The organism is Chryseobacterium geocarposphaerae (genome assembly GCF_002797535.1).
GTDB classification, from domain to species: domain Bacteria; phylum Bacteroidota; class Bacteroidia; order Flavobacteriales; family Weeksellaceae; genus Chryseobacterium; species Chryseobacterium geocarposphaerae.
The window spans coordinates 1,532,511-1,549,634 of record NZ_PGFD01000001.1 but is presented as its reverse complement, the minus strand read 5'-3'; the positions used below and the strand labels follow the sequence as shown (position 1 = coordinate 1,549,634).

Annotated in this window: 17 protein-coding genes; 15 read left to right on the top strand and 2 right to left on the bottom strand. The window is 36.5% G+C overall.

The window, feature by feature from the left end; translation table 11 throughout:
* Window positions 1-39: 39 nt before the first annotated feature.
* The 7 genes from CLV73_RS06845 to CLV73_RS06815 all read left to right on the top strand — a co-directional run bounded on the left by CLV73_RS06845 (window position 40) and on the right by CLV73_RS06815 (window position 7,485).
* Complete coding sequence (locus tag CLV73_RS06845; RefSeq protein WP_100376097.1) at window positions 40-1,113, top strand: L-dopachrome tautomerase-related protein; 1,074 nt, start codon at window positions 40-42, stop codon at window positions 1,111-1,113.
* A 170-nt stretch (window positions 1,114-1,283) separates the two neighbouring features.
* Window positions 1,284-2,219, top strand: coding sequence for an NADP-dependent oxidoreductase (locus tag CLV73_RS06840; RefSeq protein ID WP_100376096.1), 936 nt, complete (start codon window positions 1,284-1,286; stop codon window positions 2,217-2,219).
* A gap of 132 nt (window positions 2,220-2,351) precedes the next feature.
* Window positions 2,352-3,482 (top strand): L-dopachrome tautomerase-related protein, encoded by a 1,131-nt coding sequence (locus CLV73_RS06835; protein ID WP_100376095.1) that lies wholly within the window; start codon window positions 2,352-2,354, stop codon window positions 3,480-3,482.
* Window positions 3,483-3,680: 198 nt separating this feature from the next.
* A complete protein-coding gene (locus CLV73_RS06830) occupies window positions 3,681-4,466 on the top strand; it encodes a hypothetical protein (protein WP_100376094.1) in 786 nt (261 codons plus the stop codon).
* A gap of 21 nt (window positions 4,467-4,487) precedes the next feature.
* Complete coding sequence (locus tag CLV73_RS06825) at window positions 4,488-5,222, top strand: helix-turn-helix transcriptional regulator (protein WP_100376093.1); 735 nt, start codon at window positions 4,488-4,490, stop codon at window positions 5,220-5,222.
* Window positions 5,223-5,292: 70 nt separating this feature from the next.
* Window positions 5,293-5,829, top strand: coding sequence for a dihydrofolate reductase family protein (locus tag CLV73_RS06820; protein WP_100376092.1), 537 nt, complete (start codon window positions 5,293-5,295; stop codon window positions 5,827-5,829).
* 78 nt (window positions 5,830-5,907) lie between these two features.
* Entirely contained in the window at window positions 5,908-7,485 is a 1,578-nt protein-coding gene (locus CLV73_RS06815; RefSeq protein ID WP_100376091.1) for a Na+/H+ antiporter, read from the top strand.
* Window positions 7,486-7,649: 164 nt separating this feature from the next.
* On the opposite strand, the gene CLV73_RS06810 is transcribed toward CLV73_RS06815, so the two are convergent.
* Together CLV73_RS06810 and CLV73_RS06805 are read right to left on the bottom strand one after the other, a co-directional pair.
* Entirely contained in the window at window positions 7,650-7,967 is a 318-nt protein-coding gene (locus CLV73_RS06810; RefSeq protein ID WP_100376090.1) for a nuclear transport factor 2 family protein, read from the bottom strand.
* 23 nt (window positions 7,968-7,990) lie between these two features.
* Window positions 7,991-8,782, bottom strand: a complete 792-nt coding sequence (locus CLV73_RS06805; protein ID WP_100376089.1) for an SDR family oxidoreductase — start codon at window positions 8,780-8,782, stop codon at window positions 7,991-7,993.
* Window positions 8,783-8,809: 27 nt separating this feature from the next.
* Here CLV73_RS06805 and CLV73_RS06800 point away from each other — a divergent pair, with 27 nt between their 5' ends.
* From CLV73_RS06800 to CLV73_RS06765, 8 genes are all read left to right on the top strand, one after another.
* Window positions 8,810-9,274 carry a winged helix-turn-helix transcriptional regulator gene (locus CLV73_RS06800; RefSeq protein WP_228424271.1) on the top strand — a complete coding sequence of 155 codons (465 nt, stop codon included), beginning with the start codon at window positions 8,810-8,812 and terminating at the stop codon, window positions 9,272-9,274.
* 59 nt (window positions 9,275-9,333) lie between these two features.
* Entirely contained in the window at window positions 9,334-9,915 is a 582-nt protein-coding gene (locus CLV73_RS06795) for a Crp/Fnr family transcriptional regulator (protein ID WP_100376087.1), read from the top strand.
* Window positions 9,916-9,983: 68 nt separating this feature from the next.
* Window positions 9,984-10,670: a CPBP family intramembrane glutamic endopeptidase gene (locus CLV73_RS06790; protein ID WP_100376086.1), complete on the top strand. Its 687-nt coding sequence runs from the start codon at window positions 9,984-9,986 to the stop codon at window positions 10,668-10,670.
* 202 nt (window positions 10,671-10,872) lie between these two features.
* Window positions 10,873-12,393 carry a serine hydrolase domain-containing protein gene (locus CLV73_RS06785; RefSeq protein WP_100376085.1) on the top strand — a complete coding sequence of 507 codons (1,521 nt, stop codon included), beginning with the start codon at window positions 10,873-10,875 and terminating at the stop codon, window positions 12,391-12,393.
* 91 nt (window positions 12,394-12,484) lie between these two features.
* Window positions 12,485-13,903 (top strand): S41 family peptidase, encoded by a 1,419-nt coding sequence (locus CLV73_RS06780; RefSeq protein ID WP_157798741.1) that lies wholly within the window; start codon window positions 12,485-12,487, stop codon window positions 13,901-13,903.
* 169 nt (window positions 13,904-14,072) lie between these two features.
* Entirely contained in the window at window positions 14,073-14,591 is a 519-nt protein-coding gene (locus tag CLV73_RS06775) for a hypothetical protein (protein WP_100376083.1), read from the top strand.
* Between the two features lie 45 nt (window positions 14,592-14,636).
* Window positions 14,637-15,977 (top strand): S41 family peptidase, encoded by a 1,341-nt coding sequence (locus CLV73_RS06770; protein ID WP_100376082.1) that lies wholly within the window; start codon window positions 14,637-14,639, stop codon window positions 15,975-15,977.
* Between the two features lie 85 nt (window positions 15,978-16,062).
* Window positions 16,063-17,079 carry a serine hydrolase domain-containing protein gene (locus CLV73_RS06765; RefSeq protein ID WP_100376081.1) on the top strand — a complete coding sequence of 339 codons (1,017 nt, stop codon included), beginning with the start codon at window positions 16,063-16,065 and terminating at the stop codon, window positions 17,077-17,079.
* Window positions 17,080-17,124: the final 45 nt, after the last annotated feature.

Here is a 17,124-nt window from a genome sequence, read left to right as displayed (position 1 = left end):
TACCTTTGACTTATCAAAATCATCGAAAATCAATTTAAAATGAAAACTAAATTCAACTTTATTTCCTTATTTCTTTTCTTCGGATTAGCGAATGCACAATTAGAAAAAGCAGCAATATCAGATGTAGTTTGGAATGGCGTTACGACAAGTTCAGACGGAAGAATCTTTGTTAATTTTCCAAGAATTGAGGGCGATAAAGGAATGAGAATCGGAGAAGTTCTTAAAAACGGAAAAATCATTCCCTATCCAAATGAAGACTGGAACAATTGGGAATCAGGAGCAGATGTAAATGAGAAGTTCGTAAGAACCAATTCTCTGAGAATCGGACCGGGCGGTTTGCTTTGGATTGTCGATACGGGAACGCCTTCGATGGGACAAAATCCATTATCAGGAAATGCGTTAAAATTGGTTTCCATTGATATTAAAACTAATACTGTCCAGCAGATTATTCCGCTTTCTGGAATTGCAAAACCTTCGACTTTTATTGATGATCTCAGAATTTTGGGAAATACGATTTACCTGACCGACGCGGGCGAACCGGCTTTAATTATTTTGAATAAAACGACGGGAAAAGGCAGACGTGTTCTAGAAAATCACCCTTCAACCACCGACAATTTACCCATAAAAGCAGAAGGAAAAATAATAAAAGATGAAAAGGGAAATGAAGTGAGAATCCACGCAGACCAATTGGAGCTTTCTCCCGATGGAAAGTGGCTTTATTTCCAGCCTGCAAGCGGCCCGCTTTGGAGAGTTGAAACTCAATATCTGAATGATGAAAATCTATCTGAAAAAGATTTGTCGTCTAAAGTTGAATTATTCTACAAAACTCCATCAACAGGAGGAACAGCTATCGATGCAGAAGGAAATATTTATGTAAGCGACGTCAATACCAGTGAAATCATTAAAATATCACCGGAAGGAAAAGAAAGCCTGGTCATTAAAGATAAAAGATTGCTTTGGGCAGACGCTTTATGGATTGACGACGACGGATATCTATGGATTCCGACCGGTCAGCTGAACCGTTTGGCTGCATTTCAGAACGGAAAAAGTAAAGTGAAATTTCCAGTCGTGATTTATAAGCTGAAAATTAATGCAAAACCGCAACGAAATTAAGTTCAAACTCATTGTCAGAAAAGTAAAATTCTGTTAGCTTCTATAAGTAAAACGGCTTTGTGAAACTTAGATGCAGTTAATAATTAAAAAAAACTTAGTGCACTTTGTGTTAAAATCAGGCAGAATAACAAATAATCAAAAATAAATAACATTAAAAAAATATCAATATTATGAAAGCAATTGTATTAAAAGAAGCCGGAAGCGTAGACAATTTAGAATACGTAGAATTGGCAAAACCAACCATTAAAGAAGGCGAAGTATTAATAAACGTAAAAGCCATCAGCATCAATCCGGTAGATGTGAAAAGCCGTGCTGGAAAAGGTGTTTACGGAAGAATCAAAACAGAAAATCCCTTGATTTTGGGTTGGGATATTTCCGGAATTGTAGAAGAAACTAAAAGCTCAGACTTTAAAGTGGGCGATGAGGTTTTCGGAATGGTCAACTTCCCTGGACACGGAAAAGCGTATGCCGAATATGTCGCTGCTCCGGCGAATCAACTGGCTTTAAAACCCCAAAATATCTCTTTTGAAGACGCTGCAGCTTCTACTTTGGTTGCGCTTACGGCGTATCAGGCTTTGGTTCACAATGCGAATATTCAGTCAGGGCAAAATGTTTTGGTTCACGCTGCATCAGGTGGAGTAGGACATATCGCAGTACAGTTGGCCAAACATCTGGGGGCGAAAGTGACGGGAACTTCTTCCGCAAAAAATAAAGATTTTGTCTTGGATCTAGGAGCAGATTCACATATCGATTATCAGGGTTTCGACTGGAAATCAGCAGGCAGAACTTTTGATTTTGTATTGGATACGATTGGCGGAGACAATATCGATCATTCCCTTGAAGTGACGAAAGAAGGCGGTTCCATCATCAGTATTCCGACGGGTTTGAATGAACAGGTGACATCAAAAGCAGAATCCAAAGGCGTAAAAGGGTATTTCATTCTCGTGCAATCCAGCGGTGAAGATATGAAGCATATTGCTTCTTTGTTGGAAAGCGGTGCTGTAAAACCTCACGTTTCAAAAATATTTCCTTTCGAGCAAATGAGAGAAGCACATCTGGAACAGGAAACGGGCAGAACAGTTGGTAAAATCGTGGTGACTTTGTAATGTCATAATTTTTATTGGGGCAACTAATCCACCTTCCACTCCCGCTTTTTTCTTTCTTCAAAAGAAAAAGAGCTCCGTTCAAGTTGGGTTGCTGCAATTCAACGTTTTAAAATTAACAATAAAATCATCAAAATGAACTTAAAAAATACAGCAGTACTGGCAATGGCATTGGTTTCCTTGGCCGCCTGCAACAAATCTCCGAATCAGGCCAATTCAAAGCCTGGGAGTGAAATTTCAACAGAAAAAAATGTGCAATTAGAAGAGGTTTTCTCAGACAACACGTATCAGTTAACGGGTGTTGCCGTTGCAAAAGATAACCGGGTTTTTGTGAACTATCCCTACTGGTTAGACACGCATTCCTATTCAGTGGTTGAAGTGAAAGACGGAAAACCGGTTCCTTATCCTAATGCAGAATGGAACAGCTTTAAAAAAGGCGGAGACGGACAGAATAAATTTGTAACGGTACAATCAGTAGTTACCGATGACAAAGGATTTCTTTGGGTAGTCGATGCCGCAGGAATCGGGCTCGGAAAAGTGTACCAACACAGCAGTAAAGTGGTGAAAATCAATTTAGCCAACAATAAAATTGAGAAAATCTACAGATTTCCAGAAAATGTGGTGAGCGAAGAGGTGTACATCAATGATATCCGCGTGGATAATGAAAATGGTTTTGCGTATTTAAGCAATTCAAATACAGGCGGAATCGTGGTTTTGAATATTAATACAGGAGATTCAAGATTGGTTTTAGCCAATTCTCCATCAGTGAAATCTGACCCGAACTACCATTTTTCACCTTTAGGAACGGAGCTTAAAAAAGGTGACGGTTCTTTGCTGAAAGTTAATTCTGACGGTATTGCGCTGACTCCTGATAATCAATATTTATACTACAAACCGCTTACGGATAACCGTTTGTACAGAATTAAAACTGATTTGTTACGAGACTTTAAAACCAATGAAGCTGTTTTAAACAAAAATGTAGAGGATTTAGGAAAATTCGCCACCACAGATGGGATGATTTTCGATAAAAAAGGAAACCTGTATTTGGGAGATCTGGAGAAGAATTCAATTGTGAAAATTACGCCGGATTTGAAAATGCATACGATTATAAAAGATGATGAAAAACTGATCTGGCCGGACAGTTACAGTATTTCTGATGATGGATATTTGTACATTTCCAATTCTCAGATTCAGTTGATGCCTTGGTTTCACAACGGAAAAGAGCAGTTTAAAAAGCCTTTTAAAGTCTTTAAAATTAAAATTTAACTCCAATCAATTCAATTACAAAAATGAGAATCTATTATTAATGATGACTATGCTATTTGCCAAAAACTTTAAAAATTGATCTGTTTGGAATATAGTTTGTGCACTAAAGATGTCATTATCTTATTTTGTATATTTAAAAAATTCTAGCAAACCCTTTGGATTTTACAGTTACATATAACCTAAAGAAACGAAACAATAATGATACAACAGGAATTTGCATACAATGCAAAGAAAATCTTAGAGTCAGACGACAATGTTATTGGCTTAGCTGTAGCCGGCTCCTGGCTTACTGATGAAATAGATGAATTTTCAGATTTAGACCTTATTCTTGTGACCGAACAGAAAATTTCTAACGATAAAAATGTAATGCTTGAATATGCAAAAAAGTTGGGAAATTTTTTGTCGGGGTTTACAGGAGAACATGTCGGTGAACCAAGATTGCTGATATGCCTTTATGATGACCCTCTTTTACATGTGGATATAAAGTTTTTAACCCTTGAAGAATTTGAAAGCCGTATTGAAACTCCGGTTCTTCTCATCGACAAAGGTGAAAAACTTGCGAACATCATTCATCATACAGAAGCCAGGTTTCCCTATCCGGATTATCAGTGGATCGAGGATCGTTTTTGGATATGGATTCATTATGCACTGTTGAAAATAGGGCGTGGAGAATATTTTGAAGCTTACGATTTTATGGGATTTCTACGCAGTATTGTTTTCGGGCCATTACTCCACATCAAGAATGGAAATTTACCTCGAGGTGTGAGAAAAATGGAAACTACTTTAGAAACTTCAGACTTTGAAAAATTAAAACTTACCATTCCAGGTTATGAAAGACAGTCCTTATTGCAAAGCCTGAGAGACGGAGTGTTATTATATAAACATTTAAGAACAGAACTTTTTGACAGTAAGGTAAATTTGCAAATCAACACTGAAGAAAAAGTGATGAGGTATTTTGAAGAATTGGAAAACGAACACAGGTAGTTAAAAACACCTTATAAAACCATGCAGTACAAAAAAATAAAACCTCACAGAGAATTAGAGCCTTTTATTCATTTTTATTGGGAATTGAAAGGAAATGAGATAGAAAAACAGTGGGAGCGCGTTTTCCCGGATGGCTGTGCAGGTGTACTCATAAATTTAGGAAATACATGCTTGACGGATAACGGTTCATTTTCAATGGAATTTGGAAAAACCTATGTCGTAGGTGCCATGAATTCTTTCAAGGACAGCATTATTGACAGGGATACTCATTTACTGGGCGTGTGCCTAAAACCTGCAACCTTTGCCAATTTCTATCATTATGCTTCACAAAATGAATTAACAAACGATACTGTTGAATTTGGAAAATCCAATTCCTTTAATATCGATAAAACATTGGATAATCCATTCAATTATTTTGATCAATTCTTTTCAGATAGGCTAAAGAGCAAAAATATCCAGCTACAGTCCACACTTGAAAATATACATTCAACAAAAGGAAAGCTAAGCATTGATGAGGTGGCTAAAAGAAATTTTACAACAGTAAGACAACTCGAACGGAATTTTAAAAAGCTGATCGGATTATCACCCAAAGAATATTCAAATATTATCCGCTTTCAGCATGCATTGCAGTTGATTAAAAATTCAGGTCAAAACCGCAACTTATTGGATATTGCATTTGAATGTGGTTATTATGATCATTCGCATCTTAGTAATGAGATCAAGCGAAATACAGGACTTGCTCCATCATTACTTTAATTTGTCGCATTTTTACAAAGTACAGGTAGTTGTGTAAAAGTAAATTTGCAGAAATATTAAAATTAAATCAATGCGAAAATTATCACTTTTCATTGCTATGAGTTTAGATGGCTACATAGCAAAACCAAACGATGACCTGAGTTTTTTGAAAATTGTAGAAAAAGAAGGGGAAGATTACGGTTACGCGGACTTTACTTCCCAAATTGATACAATAATTATCGGCAGAAAAACCTATGATTATGTACTTAAGGAAATCGGCCCATCTCATTATGACAATGGTCAACGGGATATTTACGTTATCACAAGAACTGAAAGACAAAAAGTGGGCAGAACGACTTTCTATACAGGAGATATAACAGAATTAATCAACCATCTAAAGTCCGAAGAAGGAAAAAATATATATTGTGACGGTGGTGCCCAAATTATAAATGAGCTATTGAAACATTATCTGATCGACGAGTTTACAATTTCGGTGATCCCGATTTTATTAGGTGGCGGAACAAGGCTTTTTAAAGACGGAAGACCGGAACAGGCGCTTGAATTCATTACAGCAAAAACATTTGAAACAGGATTGGTCCAGCTGAAGTATGAACGAAAAAACAATTAGTTTTCTAAGGGGAAATTTCTGTAGAAATGTAAAATTTTTAAGAATTTAATATATATTTAAGTATCTAAAATTTTGTATATGCTTAAAGACTTTGAATTTTATCTCTTCCTGGTTTTCTTAATTACGATGCTCATCATGCTGGCCAATAAGATTAAAGTCGCATATCCGGTATTACTAGTGTTGACAGGACTTGTCATAAGTTTTATTCCCGGAGTACCACCTATCAAGATAGAACCCGAATTATTATTTATCATTTTTTTGCCTCCGTTACTGTATGAAGCGGCATGGTCAACCTCTTGGAAGGAGCTTTGGCGATGGCGAAGGATTATCTTCAGCTTTGCTTTCGTAGTGGTTTTCTTTACGGCACTCTCAGTTGCTGTTTTTGCCAATTATTTTATTCCGGGATTTTCTCTGGCGCTTGGTTTTTTACTGGGAGGTATTGTTTCGCCACCGGATGCAGTGAGCGCCGGAGCAATTTTAAAGTTTGTAAAAGTTCCGAAAAGGCTGGCTTCCATTCTTGAGGGCGAAAGCTTGCTGAATGATGCTTCTTCGTTGATCATTTTCAGGTTTGCGATGATTGCTGCTGCAACCGGACAGTTTGTCTGGCATGAAGCAGCCGGAAGTTTTGTATGGATGTGCTTCGGAGGTTTAGGAATCGGACTTTGTATTGCATATGTTTTTTTGAAAATGCATAAAATATTGCCTACTGACGCCAATATAGATATACTGCTGACCTTTATTGCACCATTTTCCATGTATCTGGCGGCTGAACAGCTGCATGCGTCCGGAGTTTTGGCAGTGGTTACTGGAGGACTATTTCTTTCTTACCGCAGTCATGATTTTTTAAGCAGTGCGTCGCGAATACGTACGGTAACCGTTTGGGAAAGTTTTTGTTTCCTGTTGAACGGGATTGTTTTCATGCTGATCGGTTTAGATTTGCCTGAAATTGTCTCAGGCTTGGGCGACACAGATATTTATACTGCCATTGGTTATGGAATTGCAGTCACCGTAGTGCTTATTATTGTCAGGATTTTAGCAGGGTACGGAGCGCTGATTACAACCTTAATTATGAGAAATTTCATTACCGTTGCCGATCCGCAGTCACCTGGGTGGCAAACGCCTTTAATTATTGGATGGACCGGAATGAGAGGAGTGGTTTCTTTAGCGGCGGCGCTTTCCATTCCCCTGACGTTAGATGACGGTTCTCCGTTTCCACAAAGAAATATGATCCTTTTTATTACTTTTATTGTGATTCTGCTGACGCTGCTTTTACAGGGGCTTACTCTTCCTTTTTTACTTAAAAGATTTCCGCCGGTAGACAGGGATTTCATAAGAAGTGCAAAAGAGATAGATTATGACATTCTAAACAATCTGGCAAAAGTAGCCATTGATAAAATCCGAAGTGACTATGCTGACAAAGTAGAAAGTTTTCCGGCGTTAAAAGATCAATTACAGAAATATGAGAATCAATTGAGCAGTTCTGAAATTATTCTGAATTATGAGGAGTACAGACGTATTTATATTGATATTCTCGACACTCAAAGAAACTGGCTTATCAACAAAAACCGCGAAGAACTCTTACTGGATGAAAATATCATCAGGAAGCACCTGAGACTATTGGATTTGCAGGAAGAAAGACTGAATATGAAAGGTTGATACTGTTGAAATATTATTTAAGTTTTAAATAAAAAAAGTCCGTCTCACAACTCGTGATAACGGGCTCTTTTTATGACTTTGATCAAGCTTCAATTCAGAGAAAAGGTTTCTGATCAACGATTCTCAAACTACAACATCAGTTTTAGAGATATTTTTTGTGTACCTTAATCTGTCACTTTTAAGTGCTGAATTTTTTCGTCAGCAATTTCAAAATGAAATTTTAAAATAATCGGACTTCCGGGAAATGTACCTGAAATTTTTGCCAATAGGATATTTTCTTTTTCATCATAATCTACCGGCTCCATCGTGGCTTTATAATCTTTGTTCGATTTGTCGATCCATTGTTCAATTTCTTTTCTTCCATTATGGGTTTTACCTTCATCAAAAACTACGGCTGTTTCTGCAAAACATTGGGCATAAGCAGCACTGTCGAAATTATTCTGTGTTTTTACTAACTCGTTGATCACATTTGGTAAATTCATATTTTTTATTTTTTAAATGATTATTAAATGGTTGGTACTGTTCCGCCATCGATTACATATTCTGTTCCGGTTAAATAGTTGGCTCTTGGTGAAACCAGGAAACCTACAAATTCGGCTACTTCGGCAGGTTCAGCAGGTCTTCCGAAAGGGATTCCTCCCAATGCATCCATTACGCCCTGTTGCGCTTCTTCTACTGTACTGTTCGAATTTCTTGCAATTTCGCCCAGCCATGCTTCCGATGCTGTGGTATTGATCCATCCGGGAGAAACCGCCAGTACACGAACACCTTTAGGAGTAACTTCGTTCGATAAGCTTTTGCTGTAGTTTCTCAGTGCTGCTTTTGCAGCTGCGTAAGGCAAAGTAGAATCATATAGAGGCAGTTTACCTTGGATAGAAGCGATGTGAATAATAACACCCGTTTTTCGTTCGATCATTTGCGGTAAAAATCCCCTGTCCAGCCGAACCGGAGCCAAAAGATTAGCCTGTAGTGTTGATTCCCAATCTTCATCATTAAGCGCAGTAAATCCGCCTGCCGGAGTAGATGATCCACCAAGGTTATTAACCAGGATATCCAGTCTTCCGTAGCCCGAAAGCACTTCGCTGATTACTTTTTGGGTACCTTCTGCTGTACTCAGATCGGATGCAATAAAATGCAGATTACTGTTTTCTTGTTCAGGGGCATTTCTTGCGGTAATAATAACCGTTGCTCCAGCTTCTAGCAGCCTGTCTGCAATTGCTTTACCGGCTCCTTTCGTACCTCCTGTCACTAATGCAATTTTACCAGATAGTTCATTGTTGTAATTAAATTGTTCCATTTTTTAGACTTGTTTTATAGGACAAAATTGGGGTATAAAAACAGTTCATACAAGTACGGAATTACGATTCATATAGGGATAAATTATTCCCCTATTGTACAAATCGGAACATACGCTTACTTTTACATTATGTATGAAAGAAAAATAATTCCGAATCTGAATTGTGGTCTTGACCTGATCGGTGAAGTGCTGTATGGCAAATGGAAAATCCGTCTTCTTTGGTTTATTTATCAGGGACATAAAAGACCGAGCGAATTGCAGCGTAAAATTCCGGATGCATCGCGAAGGGTTTTAAATATCCAGCTAAAAGAGTTGGAAGACCACGAGTTGGTCACGAAGAAAATTTACCCTGTCGTACCCCCAAAAGTAGAATATAGCTTAACTGAGTTTGGTGAAAGTCTGATTCCTGTCGTAGGCGCTTTGGGACAGTGGGGAGATCAGCATGAAGAACGGTTAAGACGGGTAATTTTACAAAGAATAGGTGGAGAATAGGATGATTCCAATTAGTAATATGGCTGGAAATATTAAATTTGCGTATATAAACAGAATATATGCCTACACCACAAGAAATTCAAAATGTTTTTTCTCCATTCTATAATGCTGAGACCAATATCTGGGAGCGTTTTTCAGAAAAAATAGAGGTCAGAGAATTTCAGAAAAATGAGGTCATAAAAGATTATCAGAGTGTAGAAAAATATTTGAATATTGTAGCCAAAGGTTCTGTCGGCCTATTCGTTTGGAACGGGAAAAAAGATATCTGCATCAATTTGCTGTATGAAAACAGTTTTATGAGCGATTATTTTTCTTTCCTCAAACAGCAGCCTTCAGGCATTAAAACACAGGCATTGGAAGATTGTATATTATGGTCGATCAGCTATCCAGATCTCAATGAGCTCTATTCCCGTAATGAAACAGGATTAAGAATTGGCAAAGCGATCCCCGAAATATTGTTCCTGCGAAAACAACAGGATCAGATCAATCTTCTGACACTGAGTCCGGAAGAACGTTATCTCAATCTCATTAGCCAACGCCCTGAAATTTTCCAGCGTACACCTCTCAAAATAATCGCTTCTTACCTGGGGTTAACTGCGGAAAGTCTTAGCCGCCTCAGAAAAAGAGTTACCGGGAAGTAAAACTTACCCATCGTCAAGTGGATTTGGCTTTCTTATAATTAATTTTGGATGATCTAATTCAAAAAAATATGAAAGAAAGAAAACGACTTGGAAGCATTATCGTTTTTTATGCTATTGCCATTCTGTTTCGCTTTTTGGCAGTGAAAACCAATCTGCTTGACTTTACCGACAACGAATTTATAAAAATTTTACTACGAGGAATTGGTCCGGCTATCGGTGCTTTTGTTTCGGTTAAATTGTTTAATATTCCCTTAAAGCTTTCCCTGAAAGGAAATTACCGAAACATATTTTTGCCTTTTCTTGTTTTCTGGATTGTTCCGGTCTTGCTTATTGGAACAGTCAGCTATATTCAGCAGGGACAATTTCCTTTTGTGCTGCTTTCCACAGTTTTGGTGTATGGTTTATTGGAAGAGATCGGCTGGCGCGGATTTTTACAGGAACAATTAAAAGATCTGCCGAAGCTTCAAAGTATCATCATTATCGCCGTTTTATGGTTTATCTGGCATCTGAATTTTGAATTCACCACTTCTAATTTGATTTTTCTTGGTATCTTGTTTTTAGGGACTTGGGGAATTGGCAAAGTCTATAATAAGACCTATTCATTACTGGCTGTATCCGGATTTCATTCGCTGAATAATTTTTTCAGAAATGGCCTTCATCAGACAGAGTTGATACTAATTGCTGTTTTGCTTGTCATCTGGATAGGCTTTATTATTCGCTATGATTCTTATAAAAAATATCAGGATATACAATAAATCTGTTTAAATTAACCACAAAAGACACAAAAGATATTTGTAAATGTATTTTAAATGACAAAAGCTCTCAAAAGAATAAAAATCAAAGATTTTTAAATGCTTATGCGTTCTTTTCTTCGTTTATAGTAAACTTTAAAACTTTATCTAAAGTCTTTTGTTCCTTTTGTGGTTAAACAAGCTTATAATACAAAATACATTGAATATGCATAAAAAACTGCTTTTAACCAGCTTTCTTCTTTTATTATTGGTAAAAATTTCCGGGCAATCAAAGGAAAAGATAATCGATGATTATTTCAATGCATTGGCTAAAAATCAACAATTCAGTGGCAATGTTTTAGTGGTTGATAACAATAAGATTGTGTATGAAAGATCTTTTGGGTTTTCAGATCACGTAATCAAAGCGCCAAATACACCCGATATCACTTTTCCCATTGCCAGTATTTCAAAAATATTTACAGCAACTGCTATTTTGCAGCTCAAGGAAAAGGGTTTACTGAAAATAACAGATCCTGTTACGGAGTATCTGTCGGGGTTTCCTTACCCGGAAATAAAGATCAGACATTTGCTTTCACATACCTCCGGACTTCCACCTTACAATGCTTTTTTTGACAAAGAGCAAAAAGAAAATCCCGATAAAGTTTTCACCAACGAAGATTTTCTTCCGGGAGTTATTGCAAACAAACAACCGCTTGTTTATCAACCGGGTGAAAAAGGAAATTATGATAATATCAACTATCTTATCCTAGCTTTGATTGTTGAAAAAGTCTCGGGAATATCTTATGAAAAATACATTAAAAGAAATATTCTTAGACCGGCAAAGATGAAAGAAACTGTGCTTTTCCCTTTACCTGAGCAATTCAACAGAGCTGAAATAAAAAATTTTGCATTTCCTCACATCTATCTTCATTTGTATGATGATAATCCTGTTAAATCCAATTCAATTCCTTATGTGAAAGAATACTGGCATTCTTATGCCTTCAGAGGATTTGCCGATTATATAAGTACGATCCGGGATTTATGGAAATTTGACAAAGCACTTTATGATAACACTTTGCTAAAACAAGAGACCCTGGAAGAAGCATTTGTCCCGGTAAAATTAAATAACGGTAAAAATAATCCCGATGAATTCGGATTAGGCTGGGAAATTGAAAAAGACTCTACAATGGGAAAACTGGTGTACCACAGTGGGGCAGCAATGGGACTGAGCTCCAATATTCTCAGAAACGTCACCAAACATCAAACCGTCATCCTGTTTGACAATGCTCATTTCAATGCCCACGAAAATGCTACAAAAGTTATGATGCTTCTGAACCGCAAAAAAGTGGATACACCCAAAAAAAATATTGCCAAGATCTATGGAAATATTTTACTTAACAAAGGTGCAACAGAAGCGAGAGAAACATTGGAAAGCTTAAGAAAAGATACGCTTAATTATTATCTGAGTGAGAATGAAATGAACACGCTCGGGTATGATTTTATGGGGAACAACAATCCTTATCATTTGCCGGAAAAACATTTCTACAAACAAGCTGTTGAAACATTAAAAACAAATGTTGATCTCTTCCCCAACAGCTGGAATGCCTTTGATAGTTATGCAGAAGCGCTTCTTGAAAACGGACAAAAAGAAGAAGCCATCAAAATGTATCAAAAGTCTGTTGAACTCAATCCCGATAACGAAAACGGGAAAAAAGTGTTGGAAGGACTTTTGAGAAAGAAAAATTAACTTGTATTAAACTTAAATCTTTTTGTATAGCATAACAATGATACATCTATCAAAACAAGGAAATTATTTTATCAAACCGGCATTAATAATTATGCTATTGATAATTTCAACGCTAAATTTCTTTGGGCAGACAAAGGAATTTAAACCTGAGCAAAAATATCCGGCAGATAGCTTACGTCAATGGACATCAGGATTAATGGATGAGATCAGCAAAAAACATCCCGGATTCTACAGATATACAGACAAGGAAAAATTTGGATTTTTAATTGATTCCACTCGACAGAGCATTCAGGATTCTTTGACCCAACTGCAATATTACAGAAAATTGAAACCTTTGTTTGCTAAGATCGGGTGCCTCCATACCGGAATTGAGCTGCCGGAAGAATCCAAGACTTCTATTAATGCTTCCAATACTTTGTTGCCGTTAGAAATTTTTGTAGATGCCAAGAATCAGAAGGTATTAATCTCAAAGAATTACTCGGAAAATAAAGGTATTAAAAGGGGGGTAGAATTGGTTTCAATTAATGGAACTCCGATTTCAGCGATATTAAATAAATTGCTCGATGCTATTCCATCAGACGGATATAACCAAACGGAAAAAATTCTTTTGCTGAATTACAGATTTCCATTTTGGTATCAGGAAATAATAGATGCGCCCAAAGTTTTTAAAGTGGTTGTGAGATCAGAAGGCATTGATCAGACCTTTGAGCTAAATGGAGCTTTCAAAGATGTTTTTCCTCCTTTAGAACAGCTTGAAAAGAACTATGATTTACCCCTTGAGTTTGAGGTGAAAAATGGGATAGCTATTTTAAAAATTCATTCCTTTGCCGATACTGCAATAAAGCAAAGCGGGCAGAATTTTAAGAAATTTATCAAGGACGTATTCCAGACTCTGCAACAACAGAATATCAAAGATCTTATCATTGACGTAAGGAACAATACAGGAGGGACAGATGATAATGCAGCTTTGCTGGCATCTTTCTTCTTCGACAAGACATTCAGATACTGGGATAAGATTGAAGTTACAGAAGCTGTCGCGAAGGAGATTAAAGGTGTCAACAAGATGTTCTACAAAAAACCTGAAGAAAATAACGGATTGTATCTCTGGAAAAAATCCTGGATCACAAAAGAATTCGATTACTACGAACCGCAGGAACCTGCCAAGATGAATTTTAAAGGAAATAGTTATCTATTAATCAATGGTCTGTGTCTTTCATCCTGTGCTGATTTTACGGCAGTAATATCACATAACAAAAAAGCTATAGTGATCGGGCAGGAAACGGGTGGCGGTTATCAGGGCAATACAAGCGGAATGCTGAGCCAGGCTAAAATTCCGACCGGGCTGGTTATTACTATACCTTTACAGAAATACACCAATGCGGTTGATCTGGATAAAAATTTCGGCCGCGGTACAATACCGGATCACGAAACAGCAACTACATTCGAAAATTGGATCAATAAGGAAGATGTGGAACTGGATTATACGATTCAATTAATTAATAGAAATTGATTGAATTTAGATCAGGCAAAACATATACGGGCAAACCGAAATGTAATAGTTCTAAAATAATAATTGTCTTAAAATATAAACTAAAAATCACACAATCAATTTCTCATTCTGAGGCGGTAAAATGTTGAAAGATTTATATAAGTGAAATTAATTAATCAAAAGAATTAATATGAAACAATTAACAAACATTCTACTTATCGGGTTCTTCTTACTGACAGTAATATTAATGCAGGCTCAGAAAAAATCCAATCGGCTAATCAATGATTTTATGAAGGTTGAAGGAAACTGGACAGGGCAATTAACCTATCTGGATTACAGCTCCGGAAAACCTTATATGATGTCTGCGGATCTTGAGATAAAAAGAATTTCCAACACGAATGAATTCCTTTTCGTTCACACTTATCCCAAAGAAAAAAGTGCAAATAAGACCGATACTCTTTCTATTTCAAAAGATGGGCAATACATTGGTAAAGAAAAGCTGGTTTCCAGGACAAAACTTTCCAACGGCGATATAAGAATCATAACTGAAAAAGAAGGCAAGGATGGAAACGATGGTAAGAAAGCAACCATAAGACAGACTTACATATTAGGCAATACTTCTTTATCCACACAGAAAGATGTCCTTTTTTCCGGAGAAACTGCATGGATTAAAAGACATGAATATGTTTACAAAAAACAGCGTAATTAATCTAAGCTCAGAAAGTTTATTAATGGTTTTTAAAACGGACAGTAAATGATACAGAAAAACATTTTGAAGGGCTTATTCATTTTCATTGGACAACTTTTTTTTGCTCAAAATAATGAGTCGCAAAAGATTGACAGTTTAACGAAAATAGAAGTTGTAAACAGCATTTGTAATTCGCTGATCAATAATTATGTTTTCCCTGATAAGGCAAAAGTAATGACAGACTTTTTGAAGCAACAAACTCAAAACAATATATTTAGGTCTGTCACAGACCCCAACCAATTCGCCAATGAGATTCAAAAAGCACTTCGTTCAGTAAATGAAGACAATCATTTGCGAATTGAATATAATCCCCGATTAGAAAAAGACATCATAAAATTTCTTGCCAATAAAAAAGGGTCAAATGCAATTTTAGCAGACCAAATTAAAAAAGATGAAAAACAAAATTTCTATTTTAAAAAGTTAGAAATTATGCCTTCAAATATGGGCTACATAGAATTTACAAACTTCGCTGTTCCCAGTCCTTCTGCAAGAAAGACAGTACATTCAGCAATGCAGTTTATTTCCCATACTGACGGATTGATCATTGATCTAAGAAATAATTTCGGAGGTAACGGTGAAATGTTAGGTGAAATTCTAAGTTACTTTTTTCCTACAAAAACTTACACAGGGAAAACTTATAACAGAATCGAAAATAAATGGACAGATTCTTATATTGGAAATAAAAAGGAAATAACAGACGGTTTAAAATTAGGAATGCCTTTATATATTCTAACAAGCAGGAGAACCTTTTCGGCTGCTGAAAGTTTTGCTTACACTTTACAAAGTATGAAAAAGGCTGTTATCATTGGAAATACATCAAAAGGCGGTGCTCATGCAACAAGAAGTTTCAGCATGGGAAATGGCTTTGTAGCATTTATTCCATATTCACGTGAAGAAAATGTTATCACTAAAACCGATTGGGAAGGTGTTGGCGTAATTCCGGACATTGAAACAGAAGAGCAAAATTGTATTTTGACCGCTCAAAATCACTTTCTGAATCAAAAATTACTGACCGAAAAAGATGAAGATGAGAAAAGGAAAATTAACTGGCAAATCAATTTTAATAAATCAAAATCCTCAAATGTAATCATCAATCCAACAGAGGCAACCAAGTTTGCAGGACGATTTTCGGAGTTTGAAGTTACGCTTTCAGGCAATCAGCTAATGTTTAGGGATACCAATCAAAAAAGTAACGAACCAAGAAAAGCAATAGCCATAACAGCTAATTTATTCCAGATAGGCACTGATTATCAAGTAGAGTTTATAACGGATAGCAACAATGTATGTAATGCTATTAAAATGTATTGGGATGATGGGTATGAAGAAACGATCAATAGGACAAAATAAAATGAAACCAGCTATCATTACATCCAGTACAAATCTTTAAGCTAAGAAATTCTTACATCTATAAATAATACAGTCTAGGGTTTATATGAAACATTTTTATTTTATCTTCTGTTTAATAGTAATGGGGTGTCAGACTACGAGTCAAACTCCGGATGAAGTGATTAATAACTATTACCGGAAAGGAAAGTTCAATGGAAGCATATTAATCGCTCAAAATGATAAAGTCATTATAGATACCGTTTTCGGCTACCGGGATTTGGATCAAAAAGTGGAGCTCACAAAAGAAACCCCGTTTTATATTGCCTCATTAAGTAAACCCTTCACTGCCATTGCCATTTTTCAACTGGCGGAAAAAAGACTTCTTTCACTCGATGATGATGCCGTAAAGTTTGTTGACGATCTTCCTTCCTATGCCCATCATATTACCATAAAGCAATTGCTGAATCATACCTCAGGAATAAGAGATTATGAAAATAGACTTACAAAAAAAGGTTTGACCAATAATGAGGTTATCCATTGGCTTCAAAATCAGGACGGATTAGCCTTCAAACCCGGAACAAAATTTCAATATAGCAATTCTGGTTACATTATCCTGTCCTTAATTATCGAAAAGATTTCCGGAATGTCCTATGCCCAATTTTTGAAAAAGAATATTTTCGATCCTTTGCAAATGCATCACACCACAGTTTATGAATCTAATACAGTCATTCCCGATAAAGCTATAGGGTATAACAGGGATAAAAAAGTAGATGATTATTCTATTCTTACCACAGGAGACGGCGGTATTTATGCTACGGCAGAAGATCTTTATAAATTTGACAAGGCGCTAAGAACCAATCAACTATTATCAGAAGAAAGTACTAAATTACTATATCAGACACCGATTCTGGAGGACGGTACCCATTCTGAATATGGATCGGGCTGGTTTATCGAGAAATCTGACGGTTCGATGATTGCTCAACATACGGGTGGATTGGCCGGTTTCAGAAGCCTGTTCTGGAGAGATCTGAAAAACGGGAATACGATCATTGCATTGACCAATCAAGGGGATGTCTTTCCTGTATTTGATTTTCTGAACGACATAAAAAAAACTTTGAAATAATGGAACCGAAGTAAGAATAGTCCCTTCTGATATAAAAAATGGCGT